Below are 22,370 nucleotides of genomic sequence, written 5' to 3' on the forward strand. Positions count from 1 at the left end.
TGAATAAACGGCGGAGGTACGGACAACAATAAATCACAGGAGGATGTTTCATGCGCTCATTTTTCAGCTTGTTTGTTGTGTTGGTGTTCGGCGCGGCGGCCCGGAATTGCGGCGCCGCGCCCGGCAACTGGCAATTGCGTTCGCCGGCGTCTGCCATTGTTGATCTCAGCGGCGCGGCCTGCAATGGAACGATCTATGTGGCGGTTGGCAAGCACGGCGCGGTTTTAACCTCCGCCGACGGTCTGGTCTGGACGCATAGCGATTCCGGTCTGACAAATGATTTGCATGGCGTGGCTTACGGCAACGGCCGCTTCGCGGCCGTGGGCGGCGACGGCTTCGCCGCGACCGCATCCGACGATCTTGTCTGGACCGCGCGCGATACCGGCGTGTCCGGCGATTTCAGCAATATCCGCTTTGTGAACAACCGTTTTGTGGCAATCGGCTCGGGAGGATTGGTCGCTACTTCGCCCGACGGCGCCGTCTGGACGCCGCAGACTACCGGAATTTCAAAGACGCTGGAGGATGTAACCTTCGGCAACGGGCAGTACGTTGCGGTGGGTTGGCCGGATGGCGCGGTTATCACTTCGCCGGACGCAATTGCCTGGACAAACCGGGCGACGGAGTCGTCCGCTTCTTTATCCGGCGTGGTTTTTAAAGACGGACAGTTCGCCGCGTGCGGCTCCGGCGGCACGGTTCTGACCTCCACCAACGGCGTTGACTGGACTTCAATGGTTACGGGCATTTCGTATACCTTTTCATGCGTCACTTGCGCGGACGGATTCTTTGTCGCCGCCGGTTCGTCCGGCAAAACCCTTTATTCCGTCGACGGCGTTGACTGGACGCTCCTTTATACCGGCATGGGAACCTGGTACAGCGATATTATTTTCCAGGATGGAAAATTCGTGGCGGTTGGTTCCGAGGGATATGTTGTTACTTCGCCCGACCATTTAAACTGGACCCGCAGGATGCCGGAATATACCGACTGTATTGAGGCGGTTGCATACGGCAACGGCCGGTTTGTGGCCGTCGGCGGGCCGAATGCGCTTGTCATGACCTCCGAAGACGGAGCCGGCTGGTCTAATCAGCCGTTAATGTTTATGGACGCCAAGCCATGCCGCCCGCATTACTCGGCGGTGGCCTATGGCGCGGATCAGTTCGCGGCCTGCGGCTCGGGCGGCGCTCTCATGACTTCGCCCGACGGACTGACCTGGACCAACCGCGATTCGCCGGTCGGCAAATCCATGTCCTGCATCGTTTTTGGGGTTGATAAGTTCGTGGCCGCCGGCCAGGATGGCTGCGCCGTGGTTTCTTCAAACGGCGTTGATTGGATTGCGGCGGAGACCGGAGTCAGCCGCTGGATTTTCGGCATCACCTATGCGCAGAATCAATTTCTCGCGGTTGGAGAATACGGCACGCTCGTCACTTCGCCGGACGGATTAAGCTGGACCAACCGCAATGTCAATGCGGACGAGCAGGCCAAGCCTTACTGTGCGCACCTCCGGGCGGTTGCTTATGGCAACAATCGGTTCGTCGCCGTGGGCGACGGCGGCAGAATCTATTGTTCTCCGGACGGCGTTGCCTGGAGCAACGTTCCTTCCGGGGTGTCATCGGCCCTGAACGCCGTTGATTTCAAGCATGATCGTTTTGTGGCGGCGGGCGCGAACGGCGCGCTGGCGTCGTCCGTCAACGGCAGTGTTTGGACCAACCTTGCCTTTGACACCAGCGCGGATCTTGAAGCCGTCGCTTACGGCAACGGCACCTTCATTGCCGCGGGCCAGGGCAGAACAATTTATCAGTCGGAAGCCGATGCCGCGCCCGCCGATGATTTTGACAAGGACGAAATCACCGACCTGGTTGCCGTCGCCGGTTCGGATTGGTATATATGGTTTTCCTCATCGCAATACCAGGCGCGCCAGGGCCCTTATGATCTGGGGGTTGCCGGCATCTCCTTAACCGGAGACATTGACGGCGACCGGCGGGCCGATCCGATTGTTGTCTCCGGCTCAAACTGGCACGTGTGGCTTTCCACGGGGCAATACCGGACACGCGGCGGCCCGTATGATCTGGGCATTGCCGGCCTTCCCGCGGCCGGGGACATTGACGGCGACGGGCTGGCCGACCTGCTTATGACCGCCGGCTCAAACTGGCACGTGTGGTTTTCTTTGGATCAATACCGGACGCATTGCGGTCCTTATGATCTGGGCATTGCCGGCCTTCCCGCGGCCGGGGATGTTGACGGCGACGGGCTGGCCGACCTGCTTATGGCCGCCGGCTCAAACTGGCACGTGTGGTTTTCTTCGGATCAATACCGGACGCGTTGCGGCCCGTATGATCTGGGTATTGCCGGCCTTCCCGCGGCCGGGGACATTGACGGCGACGGACTGGCCGACCTGATCTGCATTGTTGGTTCTGATCGGTATGTCTGGTTCTCTTCCGCGCAATATCAGACGCGCGGCGGACCGTATACGTTGAATGTGCCATGATTTTTTGCTTTTTTTCTTGCATATACTACAGATAGTGGTATTTTTTTGGCTTAAACAGAATTAAAACAATATATAGCGGTATCTGTGGCTTGCCGAAACAGCGTAAGTCGTTATATGTTCCGTATTTAGGAGGGTGTTATGCTCAATACGCGCGATTCTCTTGGCTTGGTTTTAGAACTGGAAAATGTGCATAACAAAACAGGCCAGCCGTCAGGCAAAAACAACGGCGGGCGCGGAAGAAACAATGGCGATGGAATAAATGGTTCCATGAAACAAAAAGAGAAATTGCGCAATAATCCATCCCGCAACGGCGGTTCCGCCGCGGAAAACACTGCGCGCGCCAGACCGGACGCCCTGCATATCCCGGCTTTATTCAGTAAAAAGGAAACGCACCCGTTTGACGAGGTTGAATGGGAGCGCCGCAAGGCGGTCATTAAAAACGACAAAGGGGCGGTTGTTTTTGAAGAGGACGACGTGGAAGTGCCTAAATCCTGGTCGGCCCTGGCGACCAACGTTGTGGCTTCAAAATATTTTTACGGCGCCAAGGGCACGAATGTTCATGAAAAATCAGCCCGCCAGCTCATTCACCGCGTTGCCCGCACCATTGCCGACTGGGGATTGAAAGACGGCTATTTTGCGTCTGCCGCCGACGCGGAAACTTTTTACCGCGAGTTGTCATTCATCTGTGTTAACCAGATCGGGGCGTTCAACAGCCCGGTCTGGTTCAATATCGGCCTGCACCAGGTCTACGGATTGTCTTCCGCCAGCAAGGCCTGCCACTTCTTTAATCCCGCCACGTCCAGAATAGAACAGACGGCCGATTCCTACAAGCGCCCGCAGGGCTCGGCCTGTTTTATCCAGTCGGTGGCCGACAGCATGGAGGACATCATGCGTCTTACCGCTTCCGAGGCGATGTTGTTCAAATACGGTTCCGGCACCGGCACGGACCTGAGCACATTGCGCAGCAGCCGCGAAAAATTATCCGGCGGCGGAACACCTTCGGGGCCGCTCAGTTTCATGCGTGTTTTTGACCAGGTGGCGGCGGTGGTCAAGTCCGGCGGGAAAACGCGGCGCGCGGCGAAAATGCAGAGCCTGAAGGTGGAACATCCGGACATCATGGAGTTCATCAACTGCAAGGTCAACGAGGAGAAAAAGGCGCGGACGCTGATTAATTCCGGTTATGACGGTTCGTTCAACGGCGAGGCGTATTCGTCGGTCATGTTCCAGAACTCCAATCTTTCGGTGCGGGTTACGGATGATTTCATGAAGGCGGTGGAAGCCGGCGCGGTCTGGCACACCAAGGCGGTTACCACCGGTAAAATCGCGGAAGTGCTTGATGCGCGGACCATCATGCGGAATATCGCCGAGGCCGCCCACTTCTGCGGCGATCCGGGCACCCAGTATCATACCACCATCAACCGCTGGCATACCTGTCCGGCCAGCGGCAGTATCAACGCCAGCAATCCCTGCTCGGAATACATGTTCGTTGATAACAGCGCCTGCAATCTGGCTTCCATCAACCTTATGAAATTCTGCGACGATCGCCGGGTTTTTGATGTTGAGCGTTTCCGGCACACGGTCCGGATGCTGATTATCGCCCAGGATATTCTCGTGGATAATTGCAGTTATCCGACGCCGGAAATCGCCGAAAATTCGCACCGTTTCCGCCCGCTCGGCCTTGGTTACGCCAACCTCGGGGCTTTGATTATGCGGCTGGGCAAGCCGTACGACAGCGACGAGGGGCGCTCTTTCGCCGCGGCCGTAACGGCGCTCATGACCGGTTCGGCCTATTTAACCTCGGCGGAAATGGCGGCCGCACGGGGAACTTTTGATGCCTTCCCGCAAAACCGCAAGCCGATGCTTGATGTCATCGGACTGCACCGCGACGCCCTGAAACAGGTGAAACCCGACGCCGATTCTTCCGGTATGCTTGCCGAAGCGCAGGAAACCTGGGAGCGCGCCGCCGAACAGGGGCGGCTCCACGGCTATCGGAACGCCCAGGTGTCCGTCCTGGCGCCGACCGGCACCATCGGCTTTATGATGGATTGTGACACCACCGGCGTTGAGCCGGATATGGCGCTCATAAAATACAAACAGCTGGCCGGCGGCGGCATGTTTAAACTGGTCAACCGCTCCATTCCCGCGGCCTTGAGCCGGCTTGGCTACGACGATTCCCAGGTCAAGGTTATTGTCAGGCACATTGACGAAAAAGACACGATAGAAAGCGCGCCCGGTTTGAAGCCCGGGCACCTGCCGGTTTTTGACTGCGCCTTCAAGCCGAAAAACGGGACCCGTTTCATTGATTATCATGCCCATCTCAAAATGATGGCCGCGGTTCAGCCTTTTCTGTCGGGGGCGATCAGCAAAACAATCAACATGCCCGCCTCGGCGACCGTTGACGACGTTCAGCAGGTTTTCATTGACGGCTGGAAGCTCGGCCTGAAAGCGGTTGCCATTTATCGCGACGGCTCCAAGGGCATTCAGCCGGTGAGCGCCGATAAGTCCGCGTCCGGACAGGGCGCAATGCCCGAGGTCGTTTCCCCCAAGCCGTTCCGCCGGCGAATGTTGTCCACGCGCAAATCCATCACGCACAAGTTTGAAGTCGCCGGACACCAGGGATATCTGACGGTCGGGCTGTATGAAGACGGCTCGCCCGGCGAGCTTTTTATCACCATGGCCAAAGAGGGCAGCACGGTCGGCGGAATTATGGATGCGTTCGGGACCGCTATTTCCATGTGCCTCCAGTACGGCGTCTCGGCGTCCACGCTGATTGATAAATTCACCCACAGCCGTTTTGAGCCGAGCGGCTTTACCAAGAATCCTGAAATTCCGTATGCCAAGTCGCTCGTTGATTATATTTTCCGTTGGCTGGCGCTGACTTTCCCCAACGGCAAAAGCGAGGCCGCGCTCCCGGAATGGCGGCCTGAAAAAACGGCCGAAAAGCAGCCGGCGGCGCAAACGGCCGGCCGAAAGCCGGGCAACGCTGAGGAAATGCTTTACAAGCAGGGCACGATTGATCCGGGCGACGCCCCGGTCTGCGATCAATGCGGCGCGATCACCGTGCGCAATGGTTCCTGTTACCGCTGTTTCGTCTGCGGCAGTTCCATGGGATGCTCATAACACTCTTGAAGCGGTAATCGTGAAACGCATTTATAGAGATTTTTTTGAATATCCGGCCGGTTGCGTTTCGCGTTTCGTGAAATACGCGCTGCTGGCCGCGGCCACCGGGTTCGGCCTGGGCCTGAGCCCGGTGGCCTCGGGGACCACCGGTACCCTGCCGGGCGTCTTGCTGATGTTTTGCCTGGCCGGGGTCTGGTCCGGTCCGGTTATCTGGCAGATATGTTGCGCCGCGGCGCTGGCCGCCGCGGCCGTGCCGTTGTGCGATCTGGCTGAAAAATATTTCCAGCATAAAGACGATGGACGCATTGTCGCCGATGAATATCTGACCTTCCCAATCTGTATGATCGGCCTGCCGGTTTGCGCGCCGGTCCTTGTCATGGCTTTCCTCACCAACCGCGTTTTTGACATCCTCAAACCGTTTCCCGCGCGGCGTCTGCAGGCCCTGCCCGGCGGGCTCGGCATCGTGGCCGACGATTTTTTTTCTTGCCTGTACAGCCTGGTTTTGAATCATCTCGCGTTCCGGCTGTTGATCCGATTCGGTCTTATCGGCGGTTGAAGAATGAAGTTAAGCGTAATTATTCCGGTTTATAACGAGGCCGGCACCATTACCCGGGTGGCCGGGGCGGTCCGGGATGTTGAAATCAACATGGAAAAAGAGCTGATTTTTGTTGATGACGGTTCCACGGACGGCTCGCGCGATATTCTCCGCGCGCTGCAGGGGGAATATCCGAAGGCGAAATTTGTCTATCATGAAAGCAACCGCGGCAAGGGGGCCGCCTTGCGCAGCGGATTCAAAGAGGCTTCCGGCGATATCGTCCTGGTCCAGGATGCCGACCTGGAATACGACCCGCGCGATTATCCGGCCTTGCTCGCGCCGATCCTGAATGGTTATGCCGACGTGGTTTTCGGCTCGCGCTTTAGCGGCAACGGCCCGCACCGCGCCATTTTTTTCTGGCATTCGCTCGGCAACCGGTTTTTAACCATGCTGTCCAATATAATGACCGATTTAAACCTCTCCGACATGGAAGTCGGCTATAAGGTTTTCAGAAAGCAAGCGCTTGACTCCATCGCCTTGCGGGAGGACCGGTTCGGCGTAGAGGTTGAACTCACGGCCAAACTCGCCCGCGGCGGATGGAAAATATACGAGGTGCCGGTTTCCTATTACGGCCGCGATTATGCGGACGGGAAAAAAATCACCTGGCGGGACGGCATCCGCGCCTTGTGGTGCATTCTGAAATATCGTTTTGTTTGAGTTGATTAATCCCCTATGGAAAGGAAAAGCGCATGAACAGCGATCGGATTAAAAAAGGACTGGAAAGGGCCCCCCACCGCAGCTTGTTGCGGGCATTGGGTGTCAAGGATGAGGATTTTGACAAACCTTTTATCGGAATCTGCAACTCGTTTTCCGAGATTGTTCCGGGACATATGCATCTGAACCAGGTCGGACGTTTTGTTGCGAAACATATCCGCAATGCCGGGGGAATTCCGTTTGAATTCAATACCATTGCCATCTGCGACGGGATCGCCATGGGCCATGCCGGGATGAAATATTCGCTCCCGAGCCGCGAATTGATCGCCGACAGCGTGGAGTCAATGGTGCGCGCCCACTGTTTTGACGCCCTGGTATGCATTCCCAACTGCGACAAAATAGTGCCGGGAATGCTGATGGCCGTGATGCGCGCGAACATCCCCGCCATTTTCGTCAGCGGCGGCCCTATGGCCGCCGGCAAAGCGCCGGACGGCAAAGTCCTTGATTTGATCAGCGTGTTTGAAGGCGTGGCCGCCTGCAAGCAGAAAACCATCAGCGACGAACAGCTTGCGGCAATTGAAGCGAACGCCTGCCCGGGATGCGGTTCCTGCTCGGGAATGTTCACGGCCAACTCCATGAACTGCCTGTGCGAGGCGCTTGGCATGGCCCTGCCCGGCAACGGCACCATCCTGGCCGCGGACCCGAAACGCAAAAGCCTTTATAAAAAAACGGCCGTCCGCGCGGTTGAGCTCGCCCAACAGTTCGGGCCTCTGCCGCGCGAAATCGTCGCCGTTTCCGCGCTGGACAACGCATTTGCCCTGGACATGGCCATGGGCGGCAGCACCAATACCGTTTTGCACGCGCTGGCGATTGCCCGTGAAGCCGGCGTTGACTACGATCTGGAGCGGATCAACTCCATTTCAAAAAAATGCCCGAATATCTGCAAGGTTTCGCCTTCCAGCGCCTACCATGTGGAGGACGTTGACCGTGCCGGCGGGGTGAGCGCGATCCTGAAAACCATCAGCGCCGTCAAGGGGTTGCTGAACACGGATGCCATGACCGTAACCGGAAACACGCTGGGTAAAAATATCGCGCGGGCAAAAGTTATTGACCAGAACGTCATCCGGCCGCTGGAAAATCCTTATGCCAGTGAAGGAGGGCTTGCGATCCTCCGGGGAAATCTGGCGGAAGAAGGCGCGGTCGTCAAGACCGCGGGCGTGGCGCCTTCCATGCTGGTCTTTGAAGGCACGGCCGTGATTTTCAATTCCCAGGAGGAAGCCTGCGAGGGCATTTTGGCCGGTAAAGTCAAGGCGGGCAACGTCGTGGTGATCCGTTACGAAGGGCCGCGCGGCGGCCCCGGCATGCAGGAAATGCTCGGACCCACGTCATATATCATGGGCCAGGGGCTCGGGGAGAAAGTGGCGCTTATTACCGACGGCCGTTTCTCGGGCGGCACCCGCGGCGCCTGCATCGGGCATGTCTCGCCCGAGGCGGCCGCCGGCGGACTGATTGCCCTGCTGGAAGAAGGCGATTTGATCCGCATTGACATTCCAAAACACAGGCTGGAAGCCGTGCTGTCCGAGGAAGTCGTCAAACAGCGCCGCGCGCGTTTGCCGGTTTATCAGCCGAAGAGTCTTTCCGGATACCTGCGGCGCTACGCCTCCCAGGTAACCAGCGCCGGCGCCGGCGCGGTGCTGAAGTGATTTTTGCCGCCGCCTTGGCGGAAATCGGAAAGTACGAACTTATCGCCGGTGTCCGGAATTCAAGCAGGCGGAACGCAGTATCCGAATCAGCGGAACGATCAATAGGCAATTATGCGCCTGTTTTGCAAAAACCGCATTGTAATTATACGTGAAGAATGTATATTAGTCGATACTGAATAGTCATATATATGGCCTTTAACTTTTCCGGCGGGAGCATTCTTTCTTCCTGTTTGGTCCACGCGGTAAAAGCACATGGCTGAAAGAAGCATTTGCTTGGGCAGTTTTTGAAAGGCAGTTGACGCCGAATTCCAGCCAAAGGAAAACCATGAAAACATCAAGTGTGGCGCGAATGAAAAGCGGATTGGGGTTTTTGCTTTTGCGGACGCGAACCAGAGCGTGGTGGATACCGGCGCTTTTCTTTTTGGTCGCCATAACGGTACAGGCCGGCGATTACACTTACACGGACAATGGCGACGGCACAATCACCATCACCAGCTACTCTGGTTCCGGAGGCGCGGTTGTCATCCCTTCCACCATTGAGGGCAAAACTGTTACCGGCATCGGGGGGGCGTTCTTTGATTGCACCAGCCTGACAAGCGTCACGATCCCCGACAGTGTTACCAACATCGGGGTAGATGCATTCTATGGCTGCGCCAGCCTGACCAACGTTACGATCGGCAACAGCGTTACCAGCATCGGGATGGATGCGTTCTGTTATTGCACCAGCCTGACAAGCATCACGATCCCCGACAGCGTTACCACCATTGGAGACTATGTGTTCTATGGCTGCGCCAGCCTGACCAACGTTACGATCGGCAACAGCGTTACCAGCATTGGGAAGAAAGCGTTCTATTATTGCACCAGCCTGACAAGCATCACGATCCCCGACAGCGTTACCAGTATCGGAAATGATGCGTTCAGTCACTGTTACGACCTGACCACCCTCACGATCGGCAACGGCGTCACCAATATCGGGGACAGCGCGTTCGCTTTCAACACCGTTCTGACTATTGTTACAATCCCTGACAGCGTCACCACCATTGGTAACTATGCTTTTCAAGATAGCGGCCTGACCAACGTCATAATCGGTAATGGCGTCGCCAGCATCGGGGAATATGCGTTCTATTGCTGCTATAGTCTTTCCAGCATGACGATCCCCGACAACGTTACTATTATAGGGAGGTGCGCATTCCTCTTGTGCGATGACCTGACCAGCGTCACGATCGGCAACAGCGTCACCAACATCGGGTATGGTGCGTTTGCCTCATGTCGCAGCCTAACCACGATTACGGTGGAAGAGGAAAATTCAGCCTATAGCAGTGTGGACGGGGTTTTGTTCAACAAAAGCAAGACTACGCTAGTTCAATATCCGGCAGGCAAAGCTGGAAGTTATGTGATCCCCGATAGTGTCACCAACATCGGAGACGTTGCGTTTTGCGATTGTTCCGGCCTAACCGGGGTGACGATTCCCGACAGCGTTATCGGCATCGGGGAGGGTGTCTTTGAAGACTGCTATAGTCTAACCAGCGTCACGATCGGTAGCAACGTCACCAGCATCGGGATGGATGCGTTTAGCGGCTGTGGTCTGATCAACGTTACAATTCCTGACAGCGTCACCGGCATCGGGGACTATGCGTTTTATTACTGCAAAAAACTGACTAACGTTGCGATCGGCAACGGCGTCAGCAATATAGGTAATCGGGCGTTCGGTGACTGCACCAACCTGACCGCGATCACAGTGGACACGGGAAATGCCACCTATAGCAGTACAGACGGCGTCTTGTTCAACAAGAACCAGACTACGCTCATCATGTGTCCTGGAGGCAAAGCCGGAACCTACGCGATTCCCGACAGCGTCGCCAGTATTGGGACATATGCGTTTGATTCCTGCTCCAGCCTGACCGACATCAGGATTCCCAATAGCGTTATCAGTATAGCGGACAGAGCATTCTTAGGCTGTGCCAGCCTGGCCAGCGTCATGATCCCTAACGGTGTCACCAGCATCACGGACTGGACATTCGGTTACTGCACCAAACTGACCCAGGTTGTGATCGGCAATGGCGTCACCAGTATCGGGTACGCTGCGTTCCGATCCTGTGGCGCCAGTCTTAGAAGCGTCTATTTCCAAGGTAACGCCCCCAGTCTTGGCTCGAGCGTGTTCTCCGGAGACAACAATGCGACCGTCTATTACCTGGCCGGGACAACAGGCTGGAGCACGACTTTTGGCAGTCGCCCGACCGCGTTATGGATCGCACCGGCGGCAATCACGACCCAGCCGCAATCGCTGACGAATAATTTGGGTTCATCCGCGATCTTCACAGTGACGGCTTCGGGGCCTGAGCCGTTATATTACCAATGGCAAAATAATGCCGTGAACATAGTTTCAGCGACTAATGCGGTCTGCACGATCAATCCGGTGGCGGGCGACGACGCGGGGGATTACCGCTGTCTGGTCAGCAACCTAGTTGGCGTAACCACCAGCGCGACAGCGACATTGATACTGGCCGCTCCGCCGGTGTTTATGACTAACCCGCAGTCACTAATCCGGAACGTTGGTGAAACCGCAAGCTTTATTGTATCGGCGACAGGAACGGAACCGTTCCGTTACCAATGGCAGAAAAATGGCGCAAATATTGGCTCCGCAACCAACGCGACTTATACGATCAATCCGGCAACGATGGATGATGCGGGAAATTACCGGTGCTTGGTCGCTAACATGGCCGGCGCGGCCACCAGCGCCGTGGCAGTGCTGACCATGACCGCGGCCCCGGCCCCTTCGGGCGTTACGGCCGGCGACGGAACTTATTCGGATAAAGTGCTTATTTATTGGACGGCGGTTTCTGCCGCGACAAGTTACAGAGTATGGCGGGGAACAAACAATAACGTGCAGAATGCTTCTGTGATTGGAACTGCCACAACGTCATTTTATCTGGATACAACCGTCACAGCCGGCACCATATACTATTACTGGATTCAGGCGGTTAATTCGGCCGGAACCAGCGACTTAAGCGCATCGGATTCGGGCTATTGCGGATCAATCGCGGACCCGGCAATTCCGGCGGGGGTAAGCGCAAGCGACGGAATATACGCCGACTATATCAAGGTTGCCTGGCAGGCGGTCAGCGGGGCGACCAAGTATGAAGTATGGCGCTCAACGGAGAACGATTTCTCATTGGCGGCTTTGATCAGGGAAACAACCGGGACCAGTTATAATGATGCTTCTGTTTCGCAAGGTATCTATTACTACTACTGGGTCAGAGCAAAAAATGCCAATGGATATGGCAGTTACAGCGCATCGGACTCCGGCTGGCGCCGGTTGATTACGCCGGCCGGCGTGAACGCCAGCGACGGCCTGTATTCCTACCGGATACGGGTTGCGTGGAACGCGGTTGAGAATGCGGCCTGGTATGAAATCTGGCGAAAGGAAATTCCCGGGGGGAATTACAACGGCGGAAACCTGACTAAGGTTGCGCAAGTTAGCGCGACATATTTCAACGACTATTACACAAAATCAGGCGTATATTACCAGTATAAAGTAAAAGCCGGCAATGGGCTTGGCTCAAGCCTTGATTATGGGCATGATACCGGCTACCGGCAGGTGAACGCCACGCCGAAATCGTTGTTCGCCGCAAGGGATTATGACGGGGATAAATTGACCGACCTGGCGTTGTTCAATCCGGCATCGGGAGTTTTTGACGTATTATGCTCCGGTCTTGGCCGGCAGACATTTAGTATTACGGCGCAAGATGGTCAGGCAATAAGCGGCGATCTGGATGGCGACCGGTTGACAGATCCGCTCATTTATTGTCCGGGCTCTGGCATCTGGTTGGCAAGACTATCAAGGTTGGGCTATAATCCAATCATCCAGGCGAGCTTTGGCGGGAACGGAGAGGATGCTGTTTCGGCTGATTTTGACGGGGACGAATTGGCCGACCTGGTAATCTACAATGAAACGGAAGGCGTTTTATCCGCCATACTTTCCAACTACGGCGCTTTTGACATAAGAGCGTCGTGTTTGATGGGCGGTCCCGGTTACAGCTTTGTTTCAGCCGACTTTGACGGGGACGGCAAAGCTGATCCGACGGTTTATTCGGAATCAGAAGGCCGGGCTAAGGTCATTTTCTCCGGTAATAAATATTCTTCTGAAAGCATGCTGTTTGGCGGGCCGGGGCAAACCATGTTTGCGGCTGATTTTGACGGGGACCTCAAGGCTGATCCGGTTTTGTATGAACAGGCAACGGGAATATGGATGGTCTTCCTCTCAAAAATCGGATACAGGGAAGCCGGGATTTCATTCGGCGGACCAGGGCATGTGCCGGCCATCGGCGACTATGACGGCGACAGCAAGGCCGATCCGGCGATTTATCAGCCAGGGGCTGGCCTATGGCGGATTATGCTTTCCGACAGCGGTTATTCTATCATTACGGAAGCTTTTGGCAGTTCAGAATATCAGCCAATAGCGAGATAAACTTTATAAAAAATGGGCCTTGATGTAGGCGGCGGCGGAGTCCATTTTATCAATTCCCTATCACCTTATATACTTTGGTATCCACTATTGTTGTTCCTGTCTCTTCTTGTGGATATAATGGCGTAAAAACCATAATTGAATTTACACTTGGGACGACAATGCTTGCTTTTAGAATAATTTTGCCTTTTCCTTTTGTTATCGGCTTGGTCGTATGAGCAAGAGAAGTTATAGAGTCGCCTCTTTGTATGGCGAGCATAATATACCCATTCTCTGCTTTGAGCGCATATTCAACTGTTACCTCAATGTCATAATTCCGGCCCACTGAGAGCGGATGGTCGGTGTTTGGAGAAACAGACACGATCCTTACCGTGTTCCCGCTATATGGCAAGTTCTTGTTGAATATACTGGGGTATGCTTCCGTGGCCAATGGCAAGGATTGCTGTGCCGTGGCTTGGGGCAATGATTGTTGCAATCCGGCTCCATGCTTGATTCCGAATCCGAATATCATATTTGCCAGAAACAAAAGCGCGGCAATGCCAAAGCCCACTCCAACAGACAAAAACATCCATTTCCAAACTTTCGTTACACCTTTTTGGGACAGCGTTCCATGTGGACCCAAAAGGTTCTTGTCCGTGGATAGGCGTTCCAGGTCGCCCAGAACGTCCGCCATCTCCGCGTAGCGATCGCGCAACTCGCGCGCCATGCAGTTTTCGGCGATCCGCACGAGGTCGGCAGGCGCATCCGGGTTGACCTCGCGGATCGGCAGTGGCGGGCCAGCGAGAATCTTGTTGATTATGTCCGTCGGGTCGGGGCCATCGTATGGCCTTCGTCCCGTCAGCATTTCGTAGAGGACTGCGCCGAAAGCGTAAATATCGCCGCGCGTGTCATCTGCTTTGCCTTCGGCGGCACTGGGCGACAGGTACGGAATTGTGCCTTCAACCGATTTTTTATTCACATCAATCATTGAGTCGTTGAACACCGTCCGCAATAGCCCAAAGTCAGTAAGATAAGCGTGCCCGGCGGCATTAAGCAGGATGTTTGCCGGTTTGAGATCGCGGTGGATGATACCACGGCTGTGCGCATATTTCAGCGCATCGGCGATCTGGCGGACGATATGCACGATCTCTTCCTTGGGCAATGGTTGTCCCGTCTCGATCCGTTCGGCGAGACTGCCGCCTTCAAGGTAGGGCATGACATAGTAGGGGCCGGCTTTGCGGTCTGAGACCTCAAGCACTTTAAGAATGTTGGGGTGGGACATGCGGTACATGTGCTGTGCTTCGGTCAGGAAACGGCGAACCGCCCACTGCTCCTTGGCGAACTTGGGATTGATTATCTTGATGGCAACACTGGCATCAGTGATGGGCTCACGGGCAAGCATGACCTGACCCATGCCGCCTTGGCCGAGGAACTTGATTATCTCAAACCGGTCAATAGCGCCGATTGGCCCTGGCTTCATCGGGGCATTTATCATGCCTGTCTGCAACATGTTCTGCATGATTTCAATGTTTTCCGAGGACATAGGAAGCAGTGCTGAATCCTGGTTAGGTTTTGTTGCGTTGTTATTCATTTCGTCATTCCAGTGTATTGAGACAGGATTGGAGAAGGGCGCGGGTATCGGAGTCAATCCATGGCCGGAGTATTGCCCACTCCATGCCGCGTCGCAACGAAGTATCGTCCAACGTGGTAATGCGGCGACTGCACCGTAATATAGCCGCGGCAATGGCGGAGTAGTATAAAATTTTTGCGATCTCTGGAGGCAACGGGCCATTAGGACTGAGCGCCGTGCGCTTGGCGAAGTCTTTGACCATTACCAGAAGCTTGACTGGTGGATGGGGATGTCGCAACAAGTCCCCGAAGCTCTTAAGTAGCAGACCCTGCGAAACCGCCAAGAGACGAATCTTTTCCCTGAGCCGTGAGTTCAATCCCGCGAGGTCAAACTGCACCGGTGCTGATAGTTGGTGGCGGAAAACAGCGGCAAGCTCCTCCGGGCGCCATAATTGCTTTTCCGGAGGACCCATCAATTCGGCCAGCTTCGGCGAATCAGAATGAAAAATTATCTCGTTGTTAGCTTCCATGTTAAGTACTACGCGCCCAACCTCAAATTTTTGCCTAGCCCTGCGAAAGAATCTTGTGAAGGTCCAATATCTCCTCCGCCACCTCGTCATTGTTACCTACGGTTTCACGCACCACGTCCTCAATCGTGCGCCGGAACATGCGCTTGGCGGTCAGGAGCAGATTGGCGGCCTGGGATGGCGACCGCAGCCGGAACTTGGCCACGAGCGCCTCGTAGGATACAACATCCGCATCGTTGATGGCTGGATTCAGAACACGGATTTCAAACAGCTTCCAGACTTCAGGACGATTTTTCTCCTTGCATTCGCGGCGCATGCGATTGAGCGCCTCGCTGATCACCTGACGGGCCCAGATCAGGTCAAAATCGTGCCGCAAGCTGCCTGCCGCCGGAATTTTCGCGGCATGTTCTTCAATGCTGACGATTTGCGCAGGGGCCGGTCCCCGCTTTGCCGCCCGCTCCTTTCTAAGCTCGTCGTTCACGTAGTTTGTGAAGGACTTTAGCAGGAAAGACCTGAGTTTTCCTTTTGAGCGGTCCGCCAGTCGCAACAGCTTCTGCTCGATGACTTTGTCGGCCACGAAACCGTGAACCATATCTTCTGCACGGTCGTGTGAAAAGCGCATGCTGGTGGCAGAAAACCGTTTTAGGGCGGGCAGGTAGAGACCAAGAAGCTCGTCCAGAGCGCTGAGTTGAACGGCGGTAAACGTTGAGCTTGTCATCTATGCGCGAAATGTTTTGCCCGTATTGGCCTATGAACTCAAGCTCTTCTGCGACGATGCGGTGCCGGGCCGCTGGCGGTACTGGGTAAACGCAAACGACGGCAGTATAGTTAACCGGTATAACGACGTCCAAAAGGAGTCATCCGCCGACATATCAGGATCGCTCAACACGGGCGAAGGAGGCGCGCCGGTCAATATCACTGGAGTTAACAGCAGCGGATATTATTGGTTGCGTTATCCTGCCTGGCATTGGGAAATATATGATTATCCCAATAGTCGCGTTGCGCGTAACGACACGGCAACTTGGGGGACGAGCACGTCGGCTCGGTCGGAAATATCGGCGGCCAACAATTTCAATCTTATTCAAACCTATTATTCCACCGTTCACAATCGTAACAGTTATGACAATTCAGGCGCGAAGGCGCTGGTCAATGTCCACTACCATCCTGATGACACCGCCTATGATAACGGCTTTTGGGATTCGTACGCGCAGGCCTTTTTCTTTTTCCCGGGAAAAGATTTTGGGGAGTTAACGGTTCTTGACGTGTGCGCGCACGAATTCACACATGCCGTCACGGCGTATTCGGCAAACCTGACTTATCAAAATGAATCCGGCGCGTTGAACGAATCGTTTTCGGATATTTTCGGCACGGTCATAGAATTTGCCTGCCAGCCTGATGGGCGTGGCAGTTATCCCGACCGCACCGCAGGATGCGCCGACTGGCTGTGCGGAGAGGACAGCACGTACCCGGTTATGACGGCTGGGCGCGATCTGCGCGATCCCCAGCGTTGTGGACAACCGAGTAAATATCATGGCACCTACTGGTATGATGGCACTGAGGACAATGGCGGCGTTCATGTTAACGACGGCGTCCAGAATCATTTTTTTTATCTTCTTTGCGAGGGTGGCAGTGGTGTTAACGATGGAATCAGCTATAACATCAACGGGATAGGCGTTTCCAATGCCGCGCAGGTGGCTTACCGCACATTGACAGTTTATTGCGGACAAGATACGGATCATGCGGCGGCCCGTGCCGCATGGTGTTCCGCTGCCAACGATTTAAATTCGGCTTGGGCTTCAAGCGTATCGCAGGCTTGGGACGCGGTGGGCGTAGGCACAAATATCCCCAGCACAAACTCTTATCCGGAAATTACCAGCCCTGCGCTCGGCCAGGCGGTCAACGCTTCGCAGCTAACCTGGAAAACTTGGGGCACTACCGGAAGTTATTGGTTTACCCAGACCGCAACCACCCATGACGGCACAAATGCCGCCCAGAGCGGGCCAATCGGCAATGGAGAACAATCGTACATAAAGACCACGGTTACCGGGCCGGGAACACTTTCGTTTTATTGGAAGACTTCATACGATCATAGTGATACAAACAGTTATTTGCTTTTTACTCTTGATGGTATTCCAACGGATGGTTTCGCCGGCGATAGCCCTTGGTTATCCAAAAATTATGCGATTTCCAATGGCACACACGCTTGCCAGTGGACTTATTACCAAAACACTTCGGCCGCCAGCAATGCCTGTTGGCTGGATCAGGTTGTCTGGACTCCTGAAACCATCAATCATGCGCCGGCCACGCCAGCCCTGACAAGTCCGGCAAATGGAGCCAATGCAGTATCTATTACGCCCACATTGCAGGCGTCGGCCTTTTCCGATCAGGACGGCGACTCCCATGCCAACAGTCAATGGCAGGTTGACAATGCCAGTAGTTTTGCAAGTCCTGAATGGGACAGCGGCGAAAGCTATACGGCTGGAACACAGGCAACCGTCCCGGACAATAAGCTTGCCCATGATATCATTTATTATTGGCGTGGGCGGTATAAAGACAGTCAAGGCACATGGAGCGAATGGTCATTGGCCTACTCATTCACCACGATACAAGAAACCATCAATCCGCCAAGCGCGCCTTCCGGGGTTACGGCCGATAACGGCGGTCAATCCGATAAGATACTGATTTACTGGGATTCCGTGTCTACGGCAACCGGTTATAAAATATGGCGCGGGATTGACGACAATGCACAGAACGCCTCCGTACTCGGCACCTCCACCGTATCATTTTATCTGGATACCTCAGCCGTTCCAGGCGTCATCTATTATTACTGGGTTCAGGCAACCAACTCAGCCGGGGAAAGTAGTTTAAGTTATCCTGGTTCCGGGCACTGTGGTTCTATTGATCCTATTTTGACCATTCCCACAGGCGTCAATGCAAGCGACGGAATATACGCCGACTATATCAAAGTTGCCTGGCAGGCGGTCAGCGGGGCGACCAAGTATGAAGTATGGCGCTCAACGGAGAACGATTTCTCATTGGCGGCTTTGATCAGGGAAATAACCGGGACCAGTTATAATGATGCTTCTGTTTCGCAAGGTATCTATTACTACTACTGGGTCAGAGCAAAAAATGCCAATGGATATGGCAGTTACAGCGCATCGGACTCCGGCTGGCGCCGGTTGATTACGCCGGCCGGCGTGAACGCCAGCGACGGCCTGTATTCCTACCGGATACGGGTTGCGTGGAACGCGGTTGAGAATGCGGCCTGGTATGAAATCTGGCGAAAGGAAATTCCCGGGGGGAATTACAACGGCGGAAACCTGACTAAGGTTGCGCAAGTTAGCGCGACATATTTCAACGACTATTACACAAAATCAGGCGTATATTACCAGTATAAAGTAAAAGCCGGCAATGGGCTTGGCTCAAGCCTTGATTATGGGCATGATACCGGCTACCGGCAGGTGAACGCCACGCCGAAATCGTTGTTCGCCGCAAGGGATTATGACGGGGATAAATTGACCGACCTGGCGTTGTTCAATCCGGCATCGGGAGTTTTTGACGTATTATGCTCCGGTCTTGGCCGGCAGACATTTAGTATTACGGCGCAAGATGGTCAGGCAATAAGCGGCGATCTGGATGGCGACCGGTTGACAGATCCGCTCATTTATTGTCCGGGCTCTGGCATCTGGTTGGCAAGACTATCAAGGTTGGGCTATAATCCAATCATCCAGGCGAGCTTTGGCGGGAACGGAGAGGATGCTGTTTCGGCTGATTTTGACGGGGACGAATTGGCCGACCTGGTAATCTACAATGAAACGGAAGGCGTTTTATCCGCCATACTTTCCAACTACGGCGCTTTTGACATAAGAGCGTCGTGTTTGATGGGCGGTCCCGGTTACAGCTTTGTTTCAGCCGACTTTGACGGGGACGGCAAAGCTGATCCGACGGTTTATTCGGAATCAGAAGGCCGGGCTAAGGTCATTTTCTCCGGTAATAAATATTCTTCTGAAAGCATGCTGTTTGGCGGGCCGGGGCAAACCATGTTTGCGGCTGATTTTGACGGGGACCTCAAGGCTGATCCGGTTTTGTATGAACAGGCAACGGGAATATGGATGGTCTTCCTCTCAAAAATCGGATACAGGGAAGCCGGGATTTCATTCGGCGGACCAGGGCATGTGCCGGCCATCGGCGACTATGACGGCGACAGCAAGGCCGATCCGGCGATTTATCAGCCAGGGGCTGGCCTATGGCGGATTATGCTTTCCGACAGCGGTTATTCTATCATTACGGAAACTTTTGGCAGTTCAGAATATCAGCCAATAGCGAGATAAACTTTATAAAAAATGGGCCTTGATGTAGGCGGCGGCGGAGTCCAGCGAGGGCAGGATTTTTGTGCAGTAGCGCACCATCCAGGGACTGCAGTTCCGGAAGTCAAACGGCGCAAACGCCACCACGAATTTCCGCAGGTTGTTGGAAGCGTAAAAGACCTCCATCGCGGTTCCGATGGACGGCTTGCTGTAATTGACCAGGAGGATATCCGCGTTGCGGATATCCTGCAGGTCAAACTCCACGATTTCGTTGGCGCTGTCCACCTCGCGGTCCTTGAAGTTGCGCCGCATGGGGTCCAGCAAAATGAATTTTTTGCCCAGCTTGCCGGCGGCGATTTTGCGCCATTCCCGAGCCACGCCGGTTGATTCATCCATGATCGGACCGCAAAGATAAATTGTTTTCATAGAATAATTTTTGTCCTCTGCCAGCGAGGCAGACATCATTTACATCATTTAAATTTGCATCAAACTACAAAATCCGGGGCAAATTGCAATAAAATACCACCGGGGCGGCTGGAGGCGGGCGCATATGCGCCGCGCCCAACTTCAACAATAGCATATCACGTTTTCTCAATCATCAAGCGGCGGATCAGAGTAATATCCTGTCCGCCGGTAATCGGCGGAAAAACCATCCCGGCGCGCGGGTTTGGAAACAAATCGCTGTCCGGCCGCAGGTTTCCGCGGATTTGATCAACTCTTCCGCTCCCCTGATAATGCCCTGGGAATAACGAAGGCGGCTCACGATGCCGCCATGTTTCCGTACCAGCGCCTTGATATAAGAACTGGCATTTGCCGGACAGACCATCCATTTTGCTATTCCAGTGTCAAACATGTGACGGTCATTAAAACCATCGCCCGCCACCAGCGTCTCCTCCGGCAACACTCCCAGGCGCTTCTGTATATACCCAAGAATTGCTCCCTTGTTCATGTAAAACGGCAGGAGCGAATCGCTCTTGCTGTTCAAGGAGTTGAATGCGCGGTACATGCCGCCTGGTTTTAAGAGCGGATTGACCAGGGGCCATCCTTTTCGGGCAAAGGATTCGTTTTTGAAATAAATTGATATGTAATGGTGACCGTAGGGATTGAAGAAAACCCGGTCCGCCAATCCTTTCGTGATCACTTGCGCCATGGTCCGCCGCATGAGCGGCTCAAATTTTTCAAGAAAGCGCCGGTCCAGCGAGTTGAGATGACGTTTGTAGGCGGCGTCAATTTGCAGCTTGTTGTTTTTTACCGCGCCGAGGCTCCGCGCGGATTCTCCCGCCAGGAAAGCGGGGGATGACTTTACGCCGCTGGCCTTGATTACCTTGTACTGGGTTTCAACCCCCCAGGTTGTGTTGGTGGCCCAGACAATTCCGCGCCGAGACAGATTGTCCAGGAACCGGACAAATGCCGGGGGAAAGCGGTCGTAAGGCTTGTGCCCGCCCAGCGCGGTCCCATCCCAGTCAAAAACAAAAAGCCGTATGCTCATTTTGGATATTTCCCAGGCGGCGCGCAGGAACCGCGCTTCACCAGATAAGGCTGCGTGCGGAATTCCGTTTCTGTCCGGGGCGCGGGCTGCTGGCAAAGTGCCAGAGCCAGTTGTGCCAAGGCTTGCTGGTTCATGTTCACGGAGGTCAATTCCGGATGCCAGGCCGTGCACCAGGGAGTATCATAAACACCCGCGATGCTGAAGTCACGCGGAATTTTCAGGCCGACTTCCGTCGCCAGCCGGTAAAACAACCGCGCGCGGAAATCTTTTTCACAGACAAAGGCCGTGGGCGCATCCCGCTTTTTCATCAAGGCAGCCAGGTTTTTCAAGTCTTCCTCTTCGTATTGCTTGTCGGAACGCACCAGCACGGACATGTGCCAATCGCAGATATCATGCGACAGCATTGCGGCGCGGTAGGCGGCGTAGACGTCGCGAAACGACCGGGACGAAGGCATCACCCCGCGTTGTTCATCCGCGATTTCGCCGGATACGAGCGCAATGCGCCGATGTCCCAGGCCGGCCAGATATTCAACGGCAACGGCAATGGCATTGCTCTGATCACTGGTCACCAGCCAAGCGGGAAAATCGGTATTAGAAGGGCGGCCGGCGCTCACGATCACCACGCGCTTACCCGCTTCTTTCAGGAGTCCGGCCACGCGCAGATAAGCGCGGACATTCACAATTACGGCGCGGGCCGATGAAATTGATCCCTTGATCCATGAGTCATTTTCGTTTTCCGGATTAATTCCCGTCAGGTGATAGCCGGCGGCGCGGGCGGCAGTCCCCAGGGCTTCAAAGAGTTCCTTGTGAAAATGGGCTTCCATTTCTCCGAGATAAAACATCCGCAGGCCGGCCGGATTTGGATCGCGCACAAAAGTTCCCTGTCCGCGGTGCATTTCCAGTTTGCCGGCGCTTTCTAGAATTTTCAGGGCGCGGCGCATGGTCAGCCGGTGCACCGCAAAAGAACGAGCCAATTCCACTATCGGCGGCAGACGGCAATCGGCCGGATATTCGGCGCGGCTGATTTTATCCCCGATGACCCGCGCGATTTCCTCGTATTGAAACGGATTCTGGATCTCAATTTTTTTCATAAATTATTTCACGGATTTATTATTGACATTTATGATACTATCATCTACTATTCATCTAGTCAACATATATTATATAATAATATACTCATCTGCAGGGCCGCGTCAAGAAAGCCGGAGAGTGATAAAAGGCGAGAGGAGTGCGGTTTAGAGGGCAACAGAAGCAAGATTTGGAAGGCTTTGCCCGCTACGGGCAGGCCCGGAAGGCGGGACAAGACCATTTTCGGGCAGACTCCGGCCGATGATTTTCGGGAGCAGTAAAGACGTGCCATTGAGCGCAAGGTGGCCAAAATTCTGGCGCTGTTTGGCTCGCGGACCTGGCAGCGATCCTCGTCGTAGGTGCGATCGCGCACATGATGGTTGCTTTCGATGCTCCAATGGCCTCTGACGA

General features: G+C 54.8%; 13 protein-coding genes. 7 read left to right on the plus strand and 6 right to left on the minus strand.

Annotated features, from left to right (window positions below):
- Positions 1-50: 50 nt before the first annotated feature.
- The 6 genes from PHP98_02065 to PHP98_02090 all read left to right on the plus strand — a co-directional run bounded on the left by PHP98_02065 (position 51) and on the right by PHP98_02090 (position 13,023).
- Positions 51-2,483 carry a hypothetical protein gene (locus PHP98_02065; GenBank protein MDD5482428.1) on the plus strand — a complete coding sequence of 811 codons (2,433 nt, stop codon included), beginning with the start codon at positions 51-53 and terminating at the stop codon, positions 2,481-2,483.
- A gap of 267 nt (positions 2,484-2,750) precedes the next feature.
- Positions 2,751-5,603 carry a vitamin B12-dependent ribonucleotide reductase gene (locus PHP98_02070; GenBank protein ID MDD5482429.1) on the plus strand — a complete coding sequence of 951 codons (2,853 nt, stop codon included), beginning with the start codon at positions 2,751-2,753 and terminating at the stop codon, positions 5,601-5,603.
- A 19-nt stretch (positions 5,604-5,622) separates the two neighbouring features.
- Positions 5,623-6,159, plus strand: coding sequence for a phosphatidylglycerophosphatase A (locus PHP98_02075; protein MDD5482430.1), 537 nt, complete (start codon positions 5,623-5,625; stop codon positions 6,157-6,159).
- A gap of 3 nt (positions 6,160-6,162) precedes the next feature.
- Complete coding sequence (locus tag PHP98_02080; GenBank protein MDD5482431.1) at positions 6,163-6,855, plus strand: glycosyltransferase family 2 protein; 693 nt, start codon at positions 6,163-6,165, stop codon at positions 6,853-6,855.
- Positions 6,856-6,887: 32 nt separating this feature from the next.
- A complete protein-coding gene (gene ilvD, locus PHP98_02085) occupies positions 6,888-8,555 on the plus strand; it encodes a dihydroxy-acid dehydratase (GenBank protein MDD5482432.1) in 1,668 nt (555 codons plus the stop codon).
- 325 nt (positions 8,556-8,880) lie between these two features.
- Positions 8,881-13,023 carry a leucine-rich repeat protein gene (locus PHP98_02090; protein MDD5482433.1) on the plus strand — a complete coding sequence of 1,381 codons (4,143 nt, stop codon included), beginning with the start codon at positions 8,881-8,883 and terminating at the stop codon, positions 13,021-13,023.
- Positions 13,024-13,072: 49 nt separating this feature from the next.
- On the opposite strand, the gene PHP98_02095 is transcribed toward PHP98_02090, so the two are convergent.
- The 3 genes from PHP98_02095 to PHP98_02105 are packed head-to-tail and all read right to left on the minus strand — an operon-like array spanning position 13,073 to position 15,813.
- Positions 13,073-14,590, minus strand: coding sequence for a serine/threonine-protein kinase (locus PHP98_02095; protein ID MDD5482434.1), 1,518 nt, complete (start codon positions 14,588-14,590; stop codon positions 13,073-13,075).
- Positions 14,591-14,594: 4 nt separating this feature from the next.
- Positions 14,595-15,098, minus strand: coding sequence for a hypothetical protein (locus PHP98_02100; GenBank protein MDD5482435.1), 504 nt, complete (start codon positions 15,096-15,098; stop codon positions 14,595-14,597).
- Between the two features lie 34 nt (positions 15,099-15,132).
- The gene (locus PHP98_02105; GenBank protein ID MDD5482436.1) at positions 15,133-15,813 is read right to left on the minus strand and encodes a hypothetical protein; all 681 of its coding nucleotides are present in this window, start codon (positions 15,811-15,813) and stop codon (positions 15,133-15,135) included.
- A gap of 16 nt (positions 15,814-15,829) precedes the next feature.
- Here PHP98_02105 and PHP98_02110 point away from each other — a divergent pair, with 16 nt between their 5' ends.
- Positions 15,830-19,426 carry a M4 family metallopeptidase gene (locus PHP98_02110; GenBank protein MDD5482437.1) on the plus strand — a complete coding sequence of 1,199 codons (3,597 nt, stop codon included), beginning with the start codon at positions 15,830-15,832 and terminating at the stop codon, positions 19,424-19,426.
- 3 nt (positions 19,427-19,429) lie between these two features.
- Here the strand turns inward: PHP98_02110 and PHP98_02115 are convergent, their stop codons facing one another.
- From PHP98_02115 to PHP98_02125, 3 genes are all read right to left on the minus strand, one after another.
- Positions 19,430-19,828, minus strand: coding sequence for a nucleoside 2-deoxyribosyltransferase (locus PHP98_02115; GenBank protein MDD5482438.1), 399 nt, complete (start codon positions 19,826-19,828; stop codon positions 19,430-19,432).
- A gap of 184 nt (positions 19,829-20,012) precedes the next feature.
- Positions 20,013-20,891 (minus strand): HAD family hydrolase, encoded by an 879-nt coding sequence (locus tag PHP98_02120; protein ID MDD5482439.1) that lies wholly within the window; start codon positions 20,889-20,891, stop codon positions 20,013-20,015.
- The gene (locus PHP98_02125; protein ID MDD5482440.1) at positions 20,888-21,982 is read right to left on the minus strand and encodes a GntR family transcriptional regulator; all 1,095 of its coding nucleotides are present in this window, start codon (positions 21,980-21,982) and stop codon (positions 20,888-20,890) included. The genes PHP98_02120 and PHP98_02125 overlap by 4 nt, the downstream gene beginning before the upstream one ends.
- Positions 21,983-22,370: the final 388 nt, after the last annotated feature.

Source organism: Kiritimatiellia bacterium (assembly GCA_028715905.1).
GTDB lineage: Bacteria > Verrucomicrobiota > Kiritimatiellia > JAAZAB01 > JAAZAB01 > JAQUQV01.